15 protein-coding genes are annotated in these 15,157 nt (G+C 62.2%); 8 read left to right on the top strand and 7 right to left on the bottom strand.

From position 1 onward, the window contains the following. Positions 1-44 precede the first annotated feature (44 nt). From ACU0FH_RS03695 to ACU0FH_RS03680, 4 genes are all read left to right on the top strand, one after another. The gene (locus ACU0FH_RS03695; RefSeq protein WP_446193402.1) at positions 45-413 is read left to right on the top strand and encodes a hypothetical protein; all 369 of its coding nucleotides are present in this window, start codon (positions 45-47) and stop codon (positions 411-413) included. Continuing rightward, positions 410-2,464, top strand: a complete 2,055-nt coding sequence (locus ACU0FH_RS03690) for a pyrroloquinoline quinone-dependent dehydrogenase (RefSeq protein ID WP_446193401.1) — start codon at positions 410-412, stop codon at positions 2,462-2,464. The genes ACU0FH_RS03695 and ACU0FH_RS03690 overlap by 4 nt, the downstream gene beginning before the upstream one ends. Positions 2,465-2,665: 201 nt before the next feature. Next, positions 2,666-3,226, top strand: coding sequence for a hypothetical protein (locus ACU0FH_RS03685; RefSeq protein ID WP_446193400.1), 561 nt, complete (start codon positions 2,666-2,668; stop codon positions 3,224-3,226). Between the two features lie 356 nt (positions 3,227-3,582). Beyond that, positions 3,583-3,909 carry a hypothetical protein gene (locus ACU0FH_RS03680; RefSeq protein ID WP_446193399.1) on the top strand — a complete coding sequence of 109 codons (327 nt, stop codon included), beginning with the start codon at positions 3,583-3,585 and terminating at the stop codon, positions 3,907-3,909. 86 nt (positions 3,910-3,995) lie between these two features. Here ACU0FH_RS03680 and hglS read toward each other — a convergent pair whose 3' ends face one another. From hglS to ACU0FH_RS03645, 7 genes are all read right to left on the bottom strand, one after another. After that, a complete protein-coding gene (hglS, locus tag ACU0FH_RS03675) occupies positions 3,996-5,381 on the bottom strand; it encodes a 2-oxoadipate dioxygenase/decarboxylase HglS (protein ID WP_446193398.1) in 1,386 nt (461 codons plus the stop codon). Between the two features lie 269 nt (positions 5,382-5,650). Then, positions 5,651-6,520: an NAD(P)-dependent oxidoreductase gene (locus ACU0FH_RS03670; protein WP_446193397.1), complete on the bottom strand. Its 870-nt coding sequence runs from the start codon at positions 6,518-6,520 to the stop codon at positions 5,651-5,653. Positions 6,521-6,677: 157 nt separating this feature from the next. Further along, entirely contained in the window at positions 6,678-8,057 is a 1,380-nt protein-coding gene (gene lpdA / locus ACU0FH_RS03665; protein WP_446193396.1) for a dihydrolipoyl dehydrogenase, read from the bottom strand. Further along, entirely contained in the window at positions 8,050-9,345 is a 1,296-nt protein-coding gene (locus tag ACU0FH_RS03660; protein ID WP_446193395.1) for a dihydrolipoamide acetyltransferase family protein, read from the bottom strand. The genes lpdA and ACU0FH_RS03660 overlap by 8 nt, the downstream gene beginning before the upstream one ends. A 3-nt stretch (positions 9,346-9,348) precedes the next feature. Continuing rightward, positions 9,349-10,362 carry an alpha-ketoacid dehydrogenase subunit beta gene (locus ACU0FH_RS03655; protein ID WP_446193394.1) on the bottom strand — a complete coding sequence of 338 codons (1,014 nt, stop codon included), beginning with the start codon at positions 10,360-10,362 and terminating at the stop codon, positions 9,349-9,351. A gap of 1 nt (position 10,363) precedes the next feature. Next, complete coding sequence (locus tag ACU0FH_RS03650) at positions 10,364-11,596, bottom strand: thiamine pyrophosphate-dependent enzyme (protein WP_446193393.1); 1,233 nt, start codon at positions 11,594-11,596, stop codon at positions 10,364-10,366. Next, positions 11,589-11,816, bottom strand: coding sequence for a hypothetical protein (locus tag ACU0FH_RS03645; protein ID WP_446193392.1), 228 nt, complete (start codon positions 11,814-11,816; stop codon positions 11,589-11,591). The genes ACU0FH_RS03650 and ACU0FH_RS03645 overlap by 8 nt, the downstream gene beginning before the upstream one ends. Before the next feature lie 98 nt (positions 11,817-11,914). Here ACU0FH_RS03645 and ACU0FH_RS03640 point away from each other — a divergent pair, with 98 nt between their 5' ends. From ACU0FH_RS03640 to ACU0FH_RS03625, 4 genes are all read left to right on the top strand, one after another. Continuing rightward, entirely contained in the window at positions 11,915-12,421 is a 507-nt protein-coding gene (locus ACU0FH_RS03640) for an Lrp/AsnC family transcriptional regulator (protein WP_446193391.1), read from the top strand. A gap of 229 nt (positions 12,422-12,650) precedes the next feature. Next, positions 12,651-12,776, top strand: a complete 126-nt coding sequence (gene ykgO / locus ACU0FH_RS03635) for a type B 50S ribosomal protein L36 (protein ID WP_005850168.1) — start codon at positions 12,651-12,653, stop codon at positions 12,774-12,776. Positions 12,777-12,996: 220 nt separating this feature from the next. Continuing rightward, a complete protein-coding gene (locus tag ACU0FH_RS03630) occupies positions 12,997-14,007 on the top strand; it encodes a Fe(3+) ABC transporter substrate-binding protein (protein WP_446193390.1) in 1,011 nt (336 codons plus the stop codon). 227 nt (positions 14,008-14,234) lie between these two features. Beyond that, positions 14,235-15,122 carry an adenylate/guanylate cyclase domain-containing protein gene (locus tag ACU0FH_RS03625; protein WP_446193389.1) on the top strand — a complete coding sequence of 296 codons (888 nt, stop codon included), beginning with the start codon at positions 14,235-14,237 and terminating at the stop codon, positions 15,120-15,122. Positions 15,123-15,157: the final 35 nt, after the last annotated feature.

Raw genomic sequence — 15,157 nt, 5'->3', positions numbered from 1 at the left:
CTGAAAAGTTCAACCTGTTCAGCAACGGTTTCAGGAGTCCCCACATGTCTGGCCCCACCTACCCGGGCAAGCCACGAACCATCGTGACTTTGGCCGGAGCCCTCGGCGGTTTCGCTGTCGCGCTTTACAACTATCTCACCCCGCTCACCGGCGTCAGCGGCACTTACGGGGCCGCTCTCGTCGTCCTCGCCTGTCTTCTCATCGCGATTGCCTGTGTGCTCGTCCAACTCAGCCATTCGACCGGCTGGCGCGGCTTTCTTCGGTTCATGATCGGCCTCGGTGCCGTTCTCACCGGGCTCGCCGCCTATTTCCTTCACGAATGGTGGCTCATCGTTGCGATGGTCATCGTCTTGGTCGGCTTGATCTACGACATCTCGGCGACGCGCCCGAAATCCACGGGAGCCCTCGCATGACTCGCCTGCCAACACTCTTCCTCATGGGCACCATGCTGGCCCTGCCCCCGGTCGCCTTTGCTCAGGAAACTCCCCAGCCTGAGGCCACGGAAACCGCCCCGCAAACCGAAACCCAGACACCCGAACCTGTTGATCGCTTCCCCGGTGTCGCCGATCCGATCCTGAGCACCACGACCCGCACCCGGTCCGACATTCCTCTCGTGCCTGGAACCGCCACATGGGATGGGTTCCACGGTCAGCTCAACGCGCAGAAATATTCGCCCCTTACCCAGATCACGACGGAGAATGTCGGCGAACTTGAAAAGGTCTGGGACATTCATACCGGCGATGTTTCCGACGGATCGGGCGACCTCACCGCAACCGTCTGGTCGGCAACCCCGGTCTTCGCCAACGATACGCTCTACATCGGTACGCCCTTCTATCGCATCCTCGCGCTGGATCCGGCCACGGGTGAGCAGAAATGGTCCTTCAGCACGGATTCCAAGCTTGAACCGCTGACCCAGCCCGCGCTCAAGAACCGCGGTGTCTCATATTGGGAAAACCCCGAGCCGGTCGCCGGCGAGACCTGCCAAAAGATCGTATATATCGGCACGATGGACGCCCAGCTCTTTGCCGTCGATGCTGATACCGGCGAAAAATGCGCCCGCTTTGGGGAAGACGGCGTGCTGGACATGAACCAGTGGAACACAGTCAACGACCGTTTCCCGCTTTCGCTTCTGCAACCGCCCACGATCACCGGCAACCACGTGGTGCTTGGCTGGGCCGGGATGGACTGGCAATATGCCGAGGCCCCTCCGGGCGCGGTTTTCTCGGTCGATCCGCAAACGGGCGAGCTGCAATGGTCCTTTGAAACCCTTCCCGAAGATATCCGCCGCCAGACCGGCACCGCCAACGTCTGGACGCATATGTCGGTGGATGAGGGGCTGAACATGATCTACCTGCCGGTTGCCTCGCCCTCGCCCAACTACTGGGGCGGCAACCGGACCGAGGAAATACCCTATGCCACCTCGACCACCGCGCTCGACCTCGACACCGGAGAGGTCGTCTGGTCGCGCCAGTGGGTGCATCATGACATCTGGGACTATGACATCAACTCGGCCCCGACGCTTATGGATATCACCGTCGACGGCGAAGACATCCCCGCGCTCATGCAGGCGACCAAGATGGGTTTCCTCTTCGTGGTGAACCGCGAAACCGGCGAAGATGTCTGGCCGATCGAGGAACGTCCGGTTCCCGGTGGCGACGGAACGGTTGAGGGCGAATACTACGCGCCGACCCAGCCCTTCCCGACCAAGCCCGCGCCGCTTCTCGACCAGTCGGAAAAACCCGAGGTCTGGGCAATCGCCGATGTCGTCGGCCTTGGCTCTTGCAGCAGGCTGTTCGACAACCTCTGGTACGAAGGCATGTATACGCCGCCCACTACCAAGGGCGAAGGCGTGCTGGCCTACCCGGATTCCGCCGGGGGCGTGCAATGGGGTGGCGTGGCCTTTGATCCCGAGAGCCAGACCGCCGTTCTCAACACCTCTCACGTGGTCCAGTACATCAAACTCTTCACCCGTGAGGATTACGACCAGCAAGCCGGTGGTTCGGGCAATGAAAGCGGCTTCTACCCGCAAGAGGGCGCGCCCTACGGCATGTCGCTGATGAACGCGATGAACTGGCTGGGCATGCCCTGCTGGGAACCGCCCTTCGGCGAACTCGTCGCCATCGATATGCATACCGGCGACGTGAAATGGCGCAAGCCCATCGGTGAATCCCAGAAGTTCGGGTTCTATATGCCCGAAAGCATGGGGTCTCCGACCATCGGCGGACCGGCAGTCACGAAAGGCGGGCTGATCTTCATCGGCGCGACGATGGACGCCAAGGCCCGGGCCTATGATCTCGCCAGCGGAGAAGAGCTCTGGTCCGACCAACTCGAAGCGCCTGTTGTCGCCAACCCCGCGGTCTATGAATATCAGGGCCGCCAGTACGTGGCTTTCGTCAGTGGTGGCAACTCGATCCTGAAACCCGCCGTCGGCGATCAGGTCGCGGTCTACGCCCTGCCGGATTGAACCGATACGACGCCCAGCCGCTTGGAAACAGGCGGCTGGGTCCCCGCGCCAGGTGCTGCCCTTCACGGCGCTTGACCTGCGACCCGCCTTCAACATTAATCGTTAACGGCGGATTAAAATTTCGCACAACATGTAACTTCTCGAACTCACCTGACCGCCAACGGCATTTTAAATTTGCGGACCAGCAAAGGACGTCAGCTGATGATCTTGAATGTGGCCAGCAAGCTCGTCTCGAAACTCGCGGGGATCGAAATCGAGGAAAACAAGGAACGCGACAATTTTATCAAGAAGTCGCTGGGCCTCGCCAGCGCCGGCATACCAATCGGGCGCGAACACGAACCTGCGGGCTATATCCGCTGGAAAGCGGAAACCAGCGACGGGTCCTTTCAGGGATCGGTGGCAGCGGCCGACGAAGACACCAAACTCGCATGGCATGAATATCTCTGGACCAACCGCGTTTCGGTCGACGAATGCGACTGGGAACAGGTGCGATGGCGGTTCTACAGCAACGGTCTCGTCTGCTTTGAATCGCGCATGTCCAATACCAGCGGCCGTCTCGACAATGGCGACGTACAGGGCCACCGGATCGAACTGCGTGAGAAAAGCGGCCTGTTGCTCGGCGTCTGGATCGCGGGGTTTTTCGTCCGCAAGGATCTTCCCATGCGCGGGTTCGCGAGCTCCTACGTCGATGAACACCAGCCGCTAAAGCTTCATTTCGCAGATCTCGGCGCAACCCAGACCGGCGCATGGGTCTGCCTCTGAAACCGCTGAAAGACTTTGGCCCTACCCGACCGTCTCGCCTTTTTGAGATGCGCGGGCAAGCGCCCGGAATTTCAGCAGGAACGGACACCGGGATATTTCAACCCGTCCCGCTCACCAGCCATTTCCCGCCGACCATCGATGTTCGGTCGCAATGCGCCAATGCAGCCCGGCACCCACAACCTCCTGACAGAGATTGATATTTTCTCAATGCACTGGGGCGACTCCCCACTGACCAAAGCGCCATTTCGCCGACACGGCCATTAGGGCGCAAAGCGCGACTCGTGTTAAAGTTGTGTCAGCGCCCTGTAGGGCGCGACTTCAGGTGCAAGGCACCGAATGCTTCAGGAGAGATTTCCATGAGCAAACTTCTTGTCGGTATATTGAGTCTTGTTGTCGGCCTGATCATTGGCGGGATCGGGTCCTCGGCCATGATTGGCGGCGCAACGGGCGTCGGACTTGCCGTCGGCCTGTCCTCGGGCATGTGCGCCCTCAGCCGCTCCGCTGTCGACGCCGGTTACCTCACGCCGGAACAGGTCGACGAGGTAATGCAAAACGCGGCAAGCACGCTGGGCGATATCGCCGGAACCGAGGGCGATGGCGGCGAGATCACCAACAGTACCGAGCGATGCGACGAGGTGCTCGCCAAACTGCGCGGCCCCGAACCGACTGCCCCCGCCGAATAGGTCCCACCCGCGAACGAACCGTGGTGAACCCCTGCCGGTCAGGAACCGGCCCTCGGATCAGGGCCGGCGCTGGGCATCAACCGGTATCAGGCGTCTTCGCGGGTCAGATCGGCAAGGGCACGGTTCAGCGAAGCGGCTTCCGCCTCGGCATACCGCTGATGCAGATCCACCACCGACGCACCAAGGTCGCGCTCGAACATGTCCCGGTTCGGATTGCCGCTGAACGCCTGCTGTGCTTCGTCGCCAAGGTTCGACTGGAAAATACCTGCCGCGCTGACCGGCAGGAAGTCTTCGTAAATGATCGGATCGGCGCGCAGAACGCCTTTTTCGACCAATGCCGCTGCATCCAGCGTCGCATCGCCTTCAGCCAGCGGTTTACCCGTCGCCGAATAGCGGAAATAGCCCAGCCCTTCGTTACGGATTCCGTCAAGGTCATCCGGGAAGGCCGCAAAGACCTCGGAGAGTTTCGCCATGTATTCCGCTGCGTTCGACCCATCCGCCTTGGGCGTGATGACCGCGCGGGTCTCAGCCAGAAGCTGGTCGTAAAGCGCCTGCCCTTTCGGTGTCAACGCCATGCCGCGCTGTTCGATCTCACCAAAACGCGCCGTATGGCTGCCCTCGACGGTGGTTTCGCCATCCGCATAGGTCACAGGCTCTTCCAGCGCCTTGAACGAGGTCTGGCGCAGCAGGATCGCCACCTTGCGCGGCGGTGGGCCTTCGATCACCGCCTTGGGCGTGATCTTCCACTCCGGCATCAGCCCCTGCACCTTGTCGATGTCCAGCGTGCGCGGCGTCAGGTGGTTGATATGCGGTCCCTTGAAGGCCACAACGTCAGCGACCAGCCGGTGCGCATCATGCAACCGGCGATACATCGCATGGCTCACGTTGGCCTCTGCATGCCAGCGGAAAGTCTCGAGCGCCTCGGCAACGAACGCCTCCGCGTCGGCCTCGGTCAGCCCGCCGTCAGCCTCTGCCTTTTCGACCAGCGCTACGCAACGATCTGTGTAGATCCGGCGCGTATCCAGAACGCTCTGCGCCTCGGCCCGCAGGTCTTCGTCCTCAATGAGGTCAAGCCGCAAAAGCGAGGTAAAAACCCGAAACGGATTGTGGCGCAACGCCGCGTCTTCAAGCGGGCGGAACGCGGTCGAATGCACCGGCACACCGGCAACGCTCAGATCGTAATAGCCGACCGGATACATGCCCATGACCGCAAAAAGCCGCCGCATCATCGCAAGTTCCGACGCCGTGCCCAGACGGATCGCCCCGTGACGTTCCTCGCTGATCCGGTCGAGCTCACCAAGATCCTGCAAGCGGGTTTTCTCGGCCGGGTCAGCGGCCAGCGTCGCGTTGTTCACCTCGCGCACAAGGTCGAGAAGCGTGCCATAGGCGGGCACCTCTTCCTTGTACATGGCGGACATTGCACGGGAAAACAGGGTGCGGATCGCATCCCGGGAAATCTTGGTATCGGACATCGCGGCATTCCATCTTGTCGATTCTGATTGCGTCTGCGGTATCAGGGATCGGACCTGAAATGAAATGCCCGATGTAACTATCCCCATGCGCTTCGCGCATCACAGCATGCCGAACGACTGTTATCTGGTCACGCCGCTGCCCGGCGGTGCTTATTAGAGCGTTCCGCCAGAGGTGCTGGTGCAGAAATCAGAAACGTTTCGCCGATGCCACAGGCATACCGACCAACAGGCGGCAAGCCTCATGTCAAAACGGTGACGGACCGCGCGCCTCAGCCGCGCCGGAAGATACGCGACAGCTCCGGCACATAGGCCGACCCTTCGCCAGCCTCGACCGCAGTGGAAATCGCCTGATGCACGCCATCCGCGATCAGGTGCTGTGCGCCCGCCTGCTCCGACATGGTGCGGTAATAATCGATATCCTTCAGCGCGTTGCTGACAAAGAACGGCAGCGCGTCGCGATTGCCATCGGTGATGAAGGGACCCATGCGCTGCAGCGCGACGCTGGCACCGCCGCCATTGGCAAGGATATCCACGAAACGCTGCGGGTCCACATCGGCATCCGCCGCCTGCGCCGCTGCTTCGGCGAGAAGGGTCATGAATCCGACCGATACATAGTTGTGCAGCAGTTTCAGCCGATGGCCGTTGCCCAGCGCGCCCACATGCTCCACCGCTTCCGTAAAGGAATCGAGCAACGGGCGGACCTTGTCCAGAACCTCTGCATCGCCGCCCACAAGCAGGTTCAGCGTGCCTTCATGCGCATGCTGCGCGGTGCGCGTCATAGGCGCGTCGAGGAACGCGCCACCCGCCTCGCGGACCATTTCCGCCATGCGCAAGGTCGATTCCGGCAGCGCAGTCGAGCAATCGACGACAATCGTTCCCGGACGCAGACCTTCAAGCACACCACCGGGGCCTGTGATGATCGCTTCGACCTGCGGCGAACCGGTCACGCAGAGGATCACCACGTCCGAGGCAGCCGCCACCTCCGCAGAGCTGGCGCAGGACTGCGCGCCAAGGCCGGTGATCTCGTCCACCGGCTGGTTGCCCGGATGGTCGAGGAAAGAAAGCGCGAAACCGCCCTTCAACACGTTGCGCGCGATTCCGTGGCCCATGAGCCCAACGCCGATAAGTCCTGTCTTCATGCCTGTTCTCCCTCAGTGGCGCAGTCGGCCACCCGTCCGGCGGGGTCCTACCCGCCGGGAATTCCGTGATGCGGCAGACCTAGCGAAAGCCGGACGCGGGGGAAAGGGAGGCCGCGCCAGCGGCATCGATATTTTTCGAGTCCATAATCCCGGGCACTCATCCGTGATTGGCCATGCTTGCCACCGCCAGCGCGGATTCCTGAAACGCCTCGCTCAGGGTCGGATGGGCATGGATCGTCCCCGCCACATCCTCGGCCCGCAGACCCGCCTCGATCGCCAGCGCAAAGCCCGAAACAAGCTCGGACACGCCCGGCCCCACCGCCTGCACGCCCAAAATCACATGATCACTTTCCCGCGCCACCAGCCGGACGAAACCTTCGGCCCGGTCCAGTGTCAGCGCCCGGCCGTTGGCACGAAAGGAAAACTCGCTGACCCGCGCGCCTTCGGCCTCGGACGGCAACAGGCCGACACTGACAATTTCCGGATCGGTGAAACAGACCGCCGGGACACAGGCGCGATCCCATGCGTTCGGCTCTCCGGCAACCACATCGGCGACGATCTCGCCCTGCGCCATCGCCCGGTGCGCCAGCATAAGCCCCGGCGTCACATCGCCAATCGCGTAGACCCCGCGCATCGAGGTCTGGCAGCGGTCATCAATCTCGACAAATTCCCCCTGCCGCCGGAGACTGAGTTCACCAAGACCCAGACCATCCACCGCAGGTTGCCGCCCGACGGTGACCAGCACCCGGTCGGCCTCCAGCGTATCGCTCGTCTCGCCGCTTTCCAGCGTGAGCTTGCCGTCCAGTTCATCCCATCCGGTAACCTTGGTTTCCAGTTTCAGCGCGATACCCAGTGCATCAAGCTGTCGCCGTACCCTCCGGGTCAGCTTTTCATCGTATTGCGGCAGGATCGCATCCGCCGCCTCGATCATCGTGACCTCGCTGCCCAGCTTGGCAAATGCCGTGCCCAGTTCCAGCCCGATATAGCCCGCGCCGATCACGGCCAGCCGCTTTGGTGGTTCCTCCAGCGCCAGCGCCCCGGTTGAATCCAGAATACGCCCGCCAAAGGGAAGCCCCGGTAGTTCAACCGGACGCGACCCCGTCGCGATCACAATGTTTTCCGCCCGCACGATCACCGGGCCGGTTTCGCCTTCGACCTCGACGGTCTTGCCATCACGGAACCGCGCCCAACCGGTAAGCGTCTTGACGCCCGACTTTTCCAGCAAACCGTCCACGCCGGAACAAAGCCGGTCCACCACGCCCTGCTTCCAGTCCTGCGTCTGGCCGAAATCGAGGCTTGGTGCCGAAACGCTGATGCCCTGCATGCCCTCGCCCGCCTGACGTACGGCGTCATGGTACAGCTCGGCCGCGTGGATCAGCGCCTTGGACGGTATACAGCCGACGTTCAGGCAGGTGCCACCTACGCGCCGCCCCTCGACAAGGATCGTATCGACACCCAGCCGCGCCGCCCGCGACGCGCAAATATAACCGCCCGGCCCGCCGCCGATTACCAGAAGGGAACATCTGAGTTCAGTCATCGCGCCACTCCATAAACAGCATCGCGGGTGTTTCCAGCAGGCTCTTGATCTTTGCCACGAATTCCGCCGCCACATAGCCATCGACCACCCGGTGATCGAAGCTGCACGACAGGTTCATCATCCGGCGCGGCTGAAAGCTCTGCCCGTCCCAGACCGGGCGCACCACCATCTTGTTCACCCCGACGATGGCCACCTCGGGGTGATTGATAATCGGTGTCGTCGCCAGCGCACCGAGAGGCCCCAGCGACGTCACCGTCAGGCTCGATCCCGACAGGTTCTTCGGCCCGATCCGCCGGTCCCGCGCCGCCTCGGAGAGCCGTTTGATCTCCCGCGCCATATCCCAAAGGCTGCGGGCCTCGGCATGGGCCAGCACCGGCACCATCAGCCCGCTGTCCGTCTGCGTCGCGATCCCGCAATGCAACGCCTCAAACCGGGTGATGACATCGGCCTCATCGTCATAGTGGGCGTTGATCTCGGGGTGATCCACCACCGCCTCGCTCAGCGCGCGCAGCAGGAAAGGCAGCACCGTCAACCGACCGCGATCCGCGCCGAAACGGTCGTTGAGCGAGCGGCGAAGCTGCTCCAGCGCCTCGACATCCACCTCTTCGATGATCGAGAAATGCGGGATACGGCGCTTGGCCAGCGCCATGCGCTCGGCGATCTTGCGGCGCACGCCGGTGACGCGGATTTCCTCCGTTCCGTGGCGCCGCACCAGCCCGCCGCCCTGCCGCATATCCGGGCCATGGGTGACGAAATCGTCCAGATCCTCATGCAGGATACGCCCCGCCGGGCCGGTTCCGCGCAGCTGCCGCAGATCGACGCCCAGCTCTCGCGCGCGCCCCCGAACCGAAGGCGCCGCCAGAGGACGGCCCGACGCATTCCGCGCCGCGACCGGCGCCGCCGTTCCGCCGCCATTCCGCCGGGGCCTTGGTGCCGGGCTTTCCTGTTTCGGTTCAGGCTCTTCCGGCGCGGGTTCTGCCGTCTGCTCTTCGGCTACTTCTGGCTCGGGGTTCTTTTCATCCGACGCCGGGGCAACCTCGACCGAAGCGTCGGTTTCGATCCGGATCAGCTCGCTGCCGATGGCCATGACCTCGCCGGTCTTACCACCAAGCCAGGTCACGCGACCGCTCACCGCCGCCGGAATTTCTACCGTCGCCTTGTCGGTCGTCACCTCGCAGATCGTGTCATCCTCGCGGATCACGTCGCCGACTTTGACCAGCCATTCCGCGATTTCCGCCTCGGCAATGCCTTCGCCGATATCGGGCAGCTTGAATACCTGCTCCGCCATGTCTCAGCCCTCCATGACTGTTGCGATGGCGCGCTTCACCCGCTCGGGACCGGGGAAGTAATCCCATTCCTGCGCATGGGGATAGGGCGTGTCCCAACCCGCCACCCGCAGCACCGGCGCTTCGAGCGAATAGAAACACTCCCCCTGGATCAACGCCGTCACCTCGGCCCCGTATCCCGAGGTCAGCGTCGCCTCATGCAGCACGATGCAGCGCCCGGTCCGGCTCACCGACTCCGCGATGGTCTCAAGATCCAGCGGCAAGAGCGTCCGCAGGTCGATCACCTCGACATCGACGCCGCTCTCTTCCACCGCCGCCAGCGCCACATGCACCATCGTGCCATAGGCCAGCAGCGTCGCCGCCGACCCTTCGCGCACGATATTCGCCTTGCCAAGCGGCGTCTGGTAATACCCGGTTTCTACCTCGCCCAGCGGATGCTTGCCCCAGCTTTGCGAGGGCCGGTCGAAATGCCCGTCAAACGGCCCGTTATAGAGCCGCTTGGGTTCAAGAAAAATCACCGGATCCGGGTCGTTGATTGCCGCAAGCAGCAACCCCTTGGCGTCCTGCGGATTCGACGGCACCACGGTCTTCAGCCCCGCCACATGGGTAAACAGCGCCTCGGGACTCTGGCTGTGGGTCTGCGCGCCGAATATGCCGCCCCCCGTCGGCATCCGCACCACCATCGGACAGGTGAACTCCCCGGCCGAGCGGTACCGCAGACGCGCCGCCTCGCTCACGATCTGGTCATAGGCCGGGTACATGTAATCCGCGAACTGGATCTCGACCACGGGTTTCAGCCCGAACGCCGCCATGCCCACCGCCGTGCCCACGATCCCCAGTTCGGAAATCGGCGTGTCGAAACAGCGCTGCACGCCGAACCGTTTCTGCAGCCCCGCGGTGCAGCGGAACACCCCGCCGAAATAGCCCACGTCCTCGCCCATCACCACGACATCATCGTCCGCTTCCATCGCCAGCGTATGCGCATCGCGGATCGCTTCGATCATCGTCATCCGCGCCATGTCAGTACCCCACTTCGTGACGCTGCCGCACCAGATGCGGCGGCATCTCGGCATAGACATCCTCGAACATTTCGCGCGGGCTGGGCCGGTTGCCCGAATGCAGCGTGCCGATGGCCTCGGCCTCTTTCTGCGCCGCGATCACCCCGTCCATCACCTCCGCCTCGGCCTGCGTATGGCGTTCCTCGCTCCACAACCCCTTCTGGATCAGATGTGTCTTGAGCCGCAGGATTGGGTCACCCAAGGGCCATGCCGCGCCTTCCTCCTTGGGCCGGTAGGCCGCCGGGTCGTCCGAGGTCGAATGCCCCCCGGCGCGATAGGTCACATATTCGATCAGGGTCGGGCCCAGATCGCGCCGCGCTCGCTCCACCGCCCATGCGGCAGCAGCATGCACCGCAAGGTAATCGTTCCCGTCGACCCGCAGCGCGGGCAGCCCAAACCCGTGCCCCCGCGCCGCGAATGTCCCGGCACCGCCCCGCGCAATGCCCTGAAAGGTCGAAATCGCCCACTGGTTATTGACGATGTTCAGGATCACCGGCGGCTTATAGGTCGAGGCAAAGACCAGCGCCCCGTGGAAATCGCTCTCGGCCGTCGACCCGTCGCCGATCCAGCCCACAGACAGCTTGCGCTCCCCCTTGATCGCGGCGGCCATCGCCCAGCCCACGGCCTGCACGTATTGCGTCGCAAGATTGCCCGAGATCGAAAAAAACCCGTGTTCTTTCGAGCTGTAAAACACCGGAAGCTGCCGCCCCCGCACCGGGTCCGCCTCATTCGAATAGACCTGGTTCATCATGTCCGACATCGGATAGCCCGAGGCGATAAGCAGACCCGCCTGCCGGTAGGTCGGGAAATTCATGTCGCCCTTGCGCAGCGCTTTCTGGAAAGCGCAGGCAATCGCCTCTTCACCAAGGTGCTGCATGTAGAAGGATGTTTTGCCCTGCCGCTGCGCTTTCAGCATCCGTGCATCATAGGCGCGCAGGGTCATCATGTGACGCAGCCCCTCCTGCAGGGCTTCGTCGCTCAGCGAATCGGCCCAGGGACCAACCGCCTCGCCCTTGCGATTCAGCACCCGAATGATCGAAAACGCCAGATCGCGCATCTCCTGGGGGTTCTCACCGGGATCGGGACGCCGCACCTCCCCCGCACGCGGTATGTCCACATGCGAAAAATCGGGGGTGTCCCCGGGCCGGATGGCCGGCTCCGGCACATGTAGCTGCGGATCGGTTTCCTTATCCATCCTGACACTCCTTCTGAAGGTCGATGTACTGGGCCAGCCGGGCAAGCATCGTAGCCCGCATCGCCGGCTCTGCCGGGGCCAACGCGAATCCAAGGGCATAACGCCCGTTTCCCTGCGGCTTCAGCGACATTTCCGCCATTTCCAGCCCCATACGCCGCGCCGTAGCCATCACGCGCGCCACCTTACAAAGTGGATCGCGGCAGGAATAATTCAAATCCATCCCCGGCCCTCCTTGGAAAGACGATAGTTGGGCCGCGACAGAATGAGCTTTTGATTTCTTTGCCTCTTGCGCGTAAACGCAAAAGAATCTTCTGCAGGATGATCATTCCCAAAACGATGCGACCCGCCAAGCCACAGCCACAAATCGACCAGATCGACCGCCGCATCCTCAAGGCACTGGCCGAGGACGGGCGCATCTCGAACACGCAGCTCGCGCAGCAGGTCGGCTTGTCTCCCAGCCCCTGCTGGCAAAGGGTCCGGCGGCTCGAGCAACAGGGAATCATCGCCGGCTACAGGGCGATTCTCGATCACGAACAGCTGGGCGCCCCGGAAATCGTGATGATCGAGGTTGTTCTGGACCATCACGACGATTCGACACTCGATGTCTTCGAACGCACGATGGAACGCATGCCCGAAGTACTCGAGGTTCACCTGACCAGCGGCGAATACGACTACCTGATCAAGGTCGCGGTGCAGGGAACGCGCGGCTACGAACAGTTTCTACGTAAAAAGCTGTACCGCGTGCCGGGAATCCGGCATTCACGCTCCAGTTTCGTTCTGCGGTCTCTCAAGAACGTGCAGGCCTACCTGCCCGCGTCAGACTGACTGGTCCACGCGCGCGCAGGTCGAAACGCTGCCCACGAAACAATATTTCTGCGCCCCAAGGCCTTTTCACCCTTGACGCTCCCCGCTGAAATTGAGAGAGAGCGGCCCTGATATTAAGGGTCGCAGGCTCAACGTTTGTAAATCCTTCACATGATTCACCACCCGGAACCAATATCGGGTACCCGCAACCAAGGCGCTTTCACGCGCGCCGCAGGACAGGAGAAAGGCCATGAAGGTCAGAAACTCGCTCCGCTCGCTCAAGAATCGGCACCGTGATTGCCGCGTTGTGCGTCGCAAAGGCCGCGTTTACGTGATCAACAAAACGCAGCGCCGGTTCAAAGCTCGTCAGGGCTGAACCGGACAATCTGATTTGGAACGGGCCGCCTCTTGGGCGGCCTTTTTCTTTGCGTTCAGACTGAACCGGACAGGGTCTTATACCCTCAGTCAGACGCGCCCACATACCGGGTCACGAAACGGTGAATAATTTCTGACTGAAACGCTTGGAAATTCATCACCCCTCGGTTACTGATCAAAAAAGTCGGAAATAATCCACCACACGAAAGGACGACCGAACCATGCAACGCACCGCCCTGCTGGCCGCCCTCACCCTCTCCGCCATCGGCTCCACCGCCGTCGCGGATGAGCTCAATCTCTATTCCTCGCGTCACTACGACACTGATGAACGGCTCTATTCCGATTTCGAGGAACAGACCGGAATCACCATCAACCGCATCGAAGGCAACGCCGATGAGCTGATCGCCCGGATGGAAGCCGAAGGCGCAAATTCTCCCGCCGACGTGCTGCTGACCGTGGATACCTCGCGGCTCGAACGCGCCAAGAACGCAGGCGTTCTTCAGGCCACCGACAGCGACGTGCTCGAAGACCGCATCCCCGCCAGCCTTCAGGATTCCGACAACCAGTGGTTCGGTTTCTCCCAGCGCGGCCGGATCATCTTTTACGACAAGAACGAACTGACCGACCCGCCGCAGACCTATGCCGATCTGGCAGACCCGAAATACAAGGGGCTGGTCTGCATCCGTTCCTCCTCGAACACCTACAACCAGACCCTGCTGGCTTCGATCATCACCAATCAGGGTGCCGAGGCCGCACGTGAATGGGCCGCAGGCGTCGTCGAGAACATGGCCCGCGATCCGCAGGGCGGCGACACCGACCAGCTGCGCGGCATCGTTTCGGGCGAATGCGACATCGCGGTTTCGAACACCTATTACTTTGCCCGCGCGATCCGCACCGATGTCGAAGGCGTCAGCGACAGCCGCGATATGATCGGCTGGGTCTTCCCGAACCAGGACACGACCGGCGCGCATATGAACCTCTCGGGCGGCGGTGTCGCGGCACATGCGCCCCACCCGGAAAACGCGGTCAAATTCCTCGAATACCTGACCAGCGATTCGGCGCAGGTCTATTTCTCCGGCGGCAATGACGAGTACCCCGTCGTTCCCGGCGTCGAAATCTCGGATTCGGTCAAGGAACTGGGCGAGTTCAAGGCGGATGAGGTAAGCCTCTCCGATGTCGCCAAGAACATTCCCGAAGCCCAGAAAATCTTTAATGAGGTCGGCTGGAAGTAATCCACGCCCCTCAAGGCAACAGGTGACGCGGACCGAAAGGTTCGCGTCATTTTGCTGCGCGGCGCCCTGCGCTGCCGACACAGCTCTCCGTCCGGGCGATTTTCTTTTACCTCAGGTCAATTTTTCGCATAACATGTTCGCGCGTTAGCAGTTAACGGGCCCTATTGCCGCCCCGACGCCCGCCACTTCAACTTTGACGACCTGCATAGACTGGATGAATTGAAACGATGCCGCTCGCCTGCGTTCTGATTTCGGACATCACCGGCAGCACTCAAATCTACGAGCGCGAGGATAACGAGACCGCGCTCGGCTACATGCTGCCCGTCCTCGAACGTATGCGTGAGTTGATTTCCAGCAACGACGGCATCTGCGTCAAATCCAAGGGCGATGATACGATCAGCTTTTTCCCCACGTCGGAAAACGCCTTCAACGCCGCATGGGCAATGATCAACGAGGAATGGCATCTGGGCATGTCTGTCCACGCGGGAATCTATTTTGGCGAGGTTCTTCGACAGGACGCGGGGCTTTACGGCAGCGCCGTGAACACCGCTGCCCGGCTCGCCTCGCTCGCCAAACCCAGCGAGGTACTCGTAGGCGCCAATTGCATCGACGGCCTAAGCGACGACAACCGCGCCCGCGTCCTGCCGATCGGCGATCTGCACCTCAAGGGCAAGGAAGAGCCGACACAGGTCTTTGCCGCATCGGTTCATTCCATGGCAGCGACGACGATGGTCTTCGCCAAACGCCAGATAGAACGCCCCAGCCGGACCGAACTGGTCGAACTCACTTATGGCGGGCAAAGCTGGCGGATCAACGAGGGCGAAAAGCTCACCATCGGGCGCTCTTCGGACTGCGATATCGTCGTCGACTGTGCCTGGGTATCCCGCCGCCACGGTGAAATCTCGATCCGCCAGTGGCAGCTTGAATATGCCGATCACAGCTCGGCCGGCAGCATCGTCAAGGGCGCCGATGGCGGTGAAATGTCAGTCCACCGCCGCTCGACCATGCTGAACGGGGCCGGGACGATCATGCTCGGCGCGCATGGCATGGTGGACGACTCCTGCACCATCGGCTTTGTCGCGCATGACATGTCGATCCTCGCCGCCAATACCTGAGCCCCCATTGCGAAGCCGCCGCTTTCCCGGCACAA

The organism is Heliomarina sp. (assembly GCF_052826185.1).
This window is presented reverse-complemented; position numbering and strand designations above follow the sequence as displayed.

Bases quoted from the DNA above. Each gene is read 5' to 3' on its own strand.
- ACU0FH_RS03695 (WP_446193402.1), top strand. From the start codon at position 45: ATGTCTGGCCCCACCTACCCGGGCAAGCCACGAACCATCGTGACTTTG.
- ACU0FH_RS03690 (WP_446193401.1), top strand. From the start codon at position 410: ATGACTCGCCTGCCAACACTCTTCCTCATGGGCACCATGCTGGCCCTG.
- ACU0FH_RS03685 (WP_446193400.1), top strand. From the start codon at position 2,666: ATGATCTTGAATGTGGCCAGCAAGCTCGTCTCGAAACTCGCGGGGATC.
- ACU0FH_RS03680 (WP_446193399.1), top strand. From the start codon at position 3,583: ATGAGCAAACTTCTTGTCGGTATATTGAGTCTTGTTGTCGGCCTGATC.
- hglS (WP_446193398.1), bottom strand. From the start codon at position 5,381: ATGTCCGATACCAAGATTTCCCGGGATGCGATCCGCACCCTGTTTTCC.
- ACU0FH_RS03670 (WP_446193397.1), bottom strand. From the start codon at position 6,520: ATGAAGACAGGACTTATCGGCGTTGGGCTCATGGGCCACGGAATCGCG.
- lpdA (WP_446193396.1), bottom strand. From the start codon at position 8,057: ATGACTGAACTCAGATGTTCCCTTCTGGTAATCGGCGGCGGGCCGGGC.
- ACU0FH_RS03660 (WP_446193395.1), bottom strand. From the start codon at position 9,345: ATGGCGGAGCAGGTATTCAAGCTGCCCGATATCGGCGAAGGCATTGCC.
- ACU0FH_RS03655 (WP_446193394.1), bottom strand. From the start codon at position 10,362: ATGGCGCGGATGACGATGATCGAAGCGATCCGCGATGCGCATACGCTG.
- ACU0FH_RS03650 (WP_446193393.1), bottom strand. From the start codon at position 11,596: ATGGATAAGGAAACCGATCCGCAGCTACATGTGCCGGAGCCGGCCATC.
- ACU0FH_RS03645 (WP_446193392.1), bottom strand. From the start codon at position 11,816: ATGGATTTGAATTATTCCTGCCGCGATCCACTTTGTAAGGTGGCGCGC.
- ACU0FH_RS03640 (WP_446193391.1), top strand. From the start codon at position 11,915: ATGATCATTCCCAAAACGATGCGACCCGCCAAGCCACAGCCACAAATC.
- ykgO (WP_005850168.1), top strand. From the start codon at position 12,651: ATGAAGGTCAGAAACTCGCTCCGCTCGCTCAAGAATCGGCACCGTGAT.
- ACU0FH_RS03630 (WP_446193390.1), top strand. From the start codon at position 12,997: ATGCAACGCACCGCCCTGCTGGCCGCCCTCACCCTCTCCGCCATCGGC.
- ACU0FH_RS03625 (WP_446193389.1), top strand. From the start codon at position 14,235: ATGCCGCTCGCCTGCGTTCTGATTTCGGACATCACCGGCAGCACTCAA.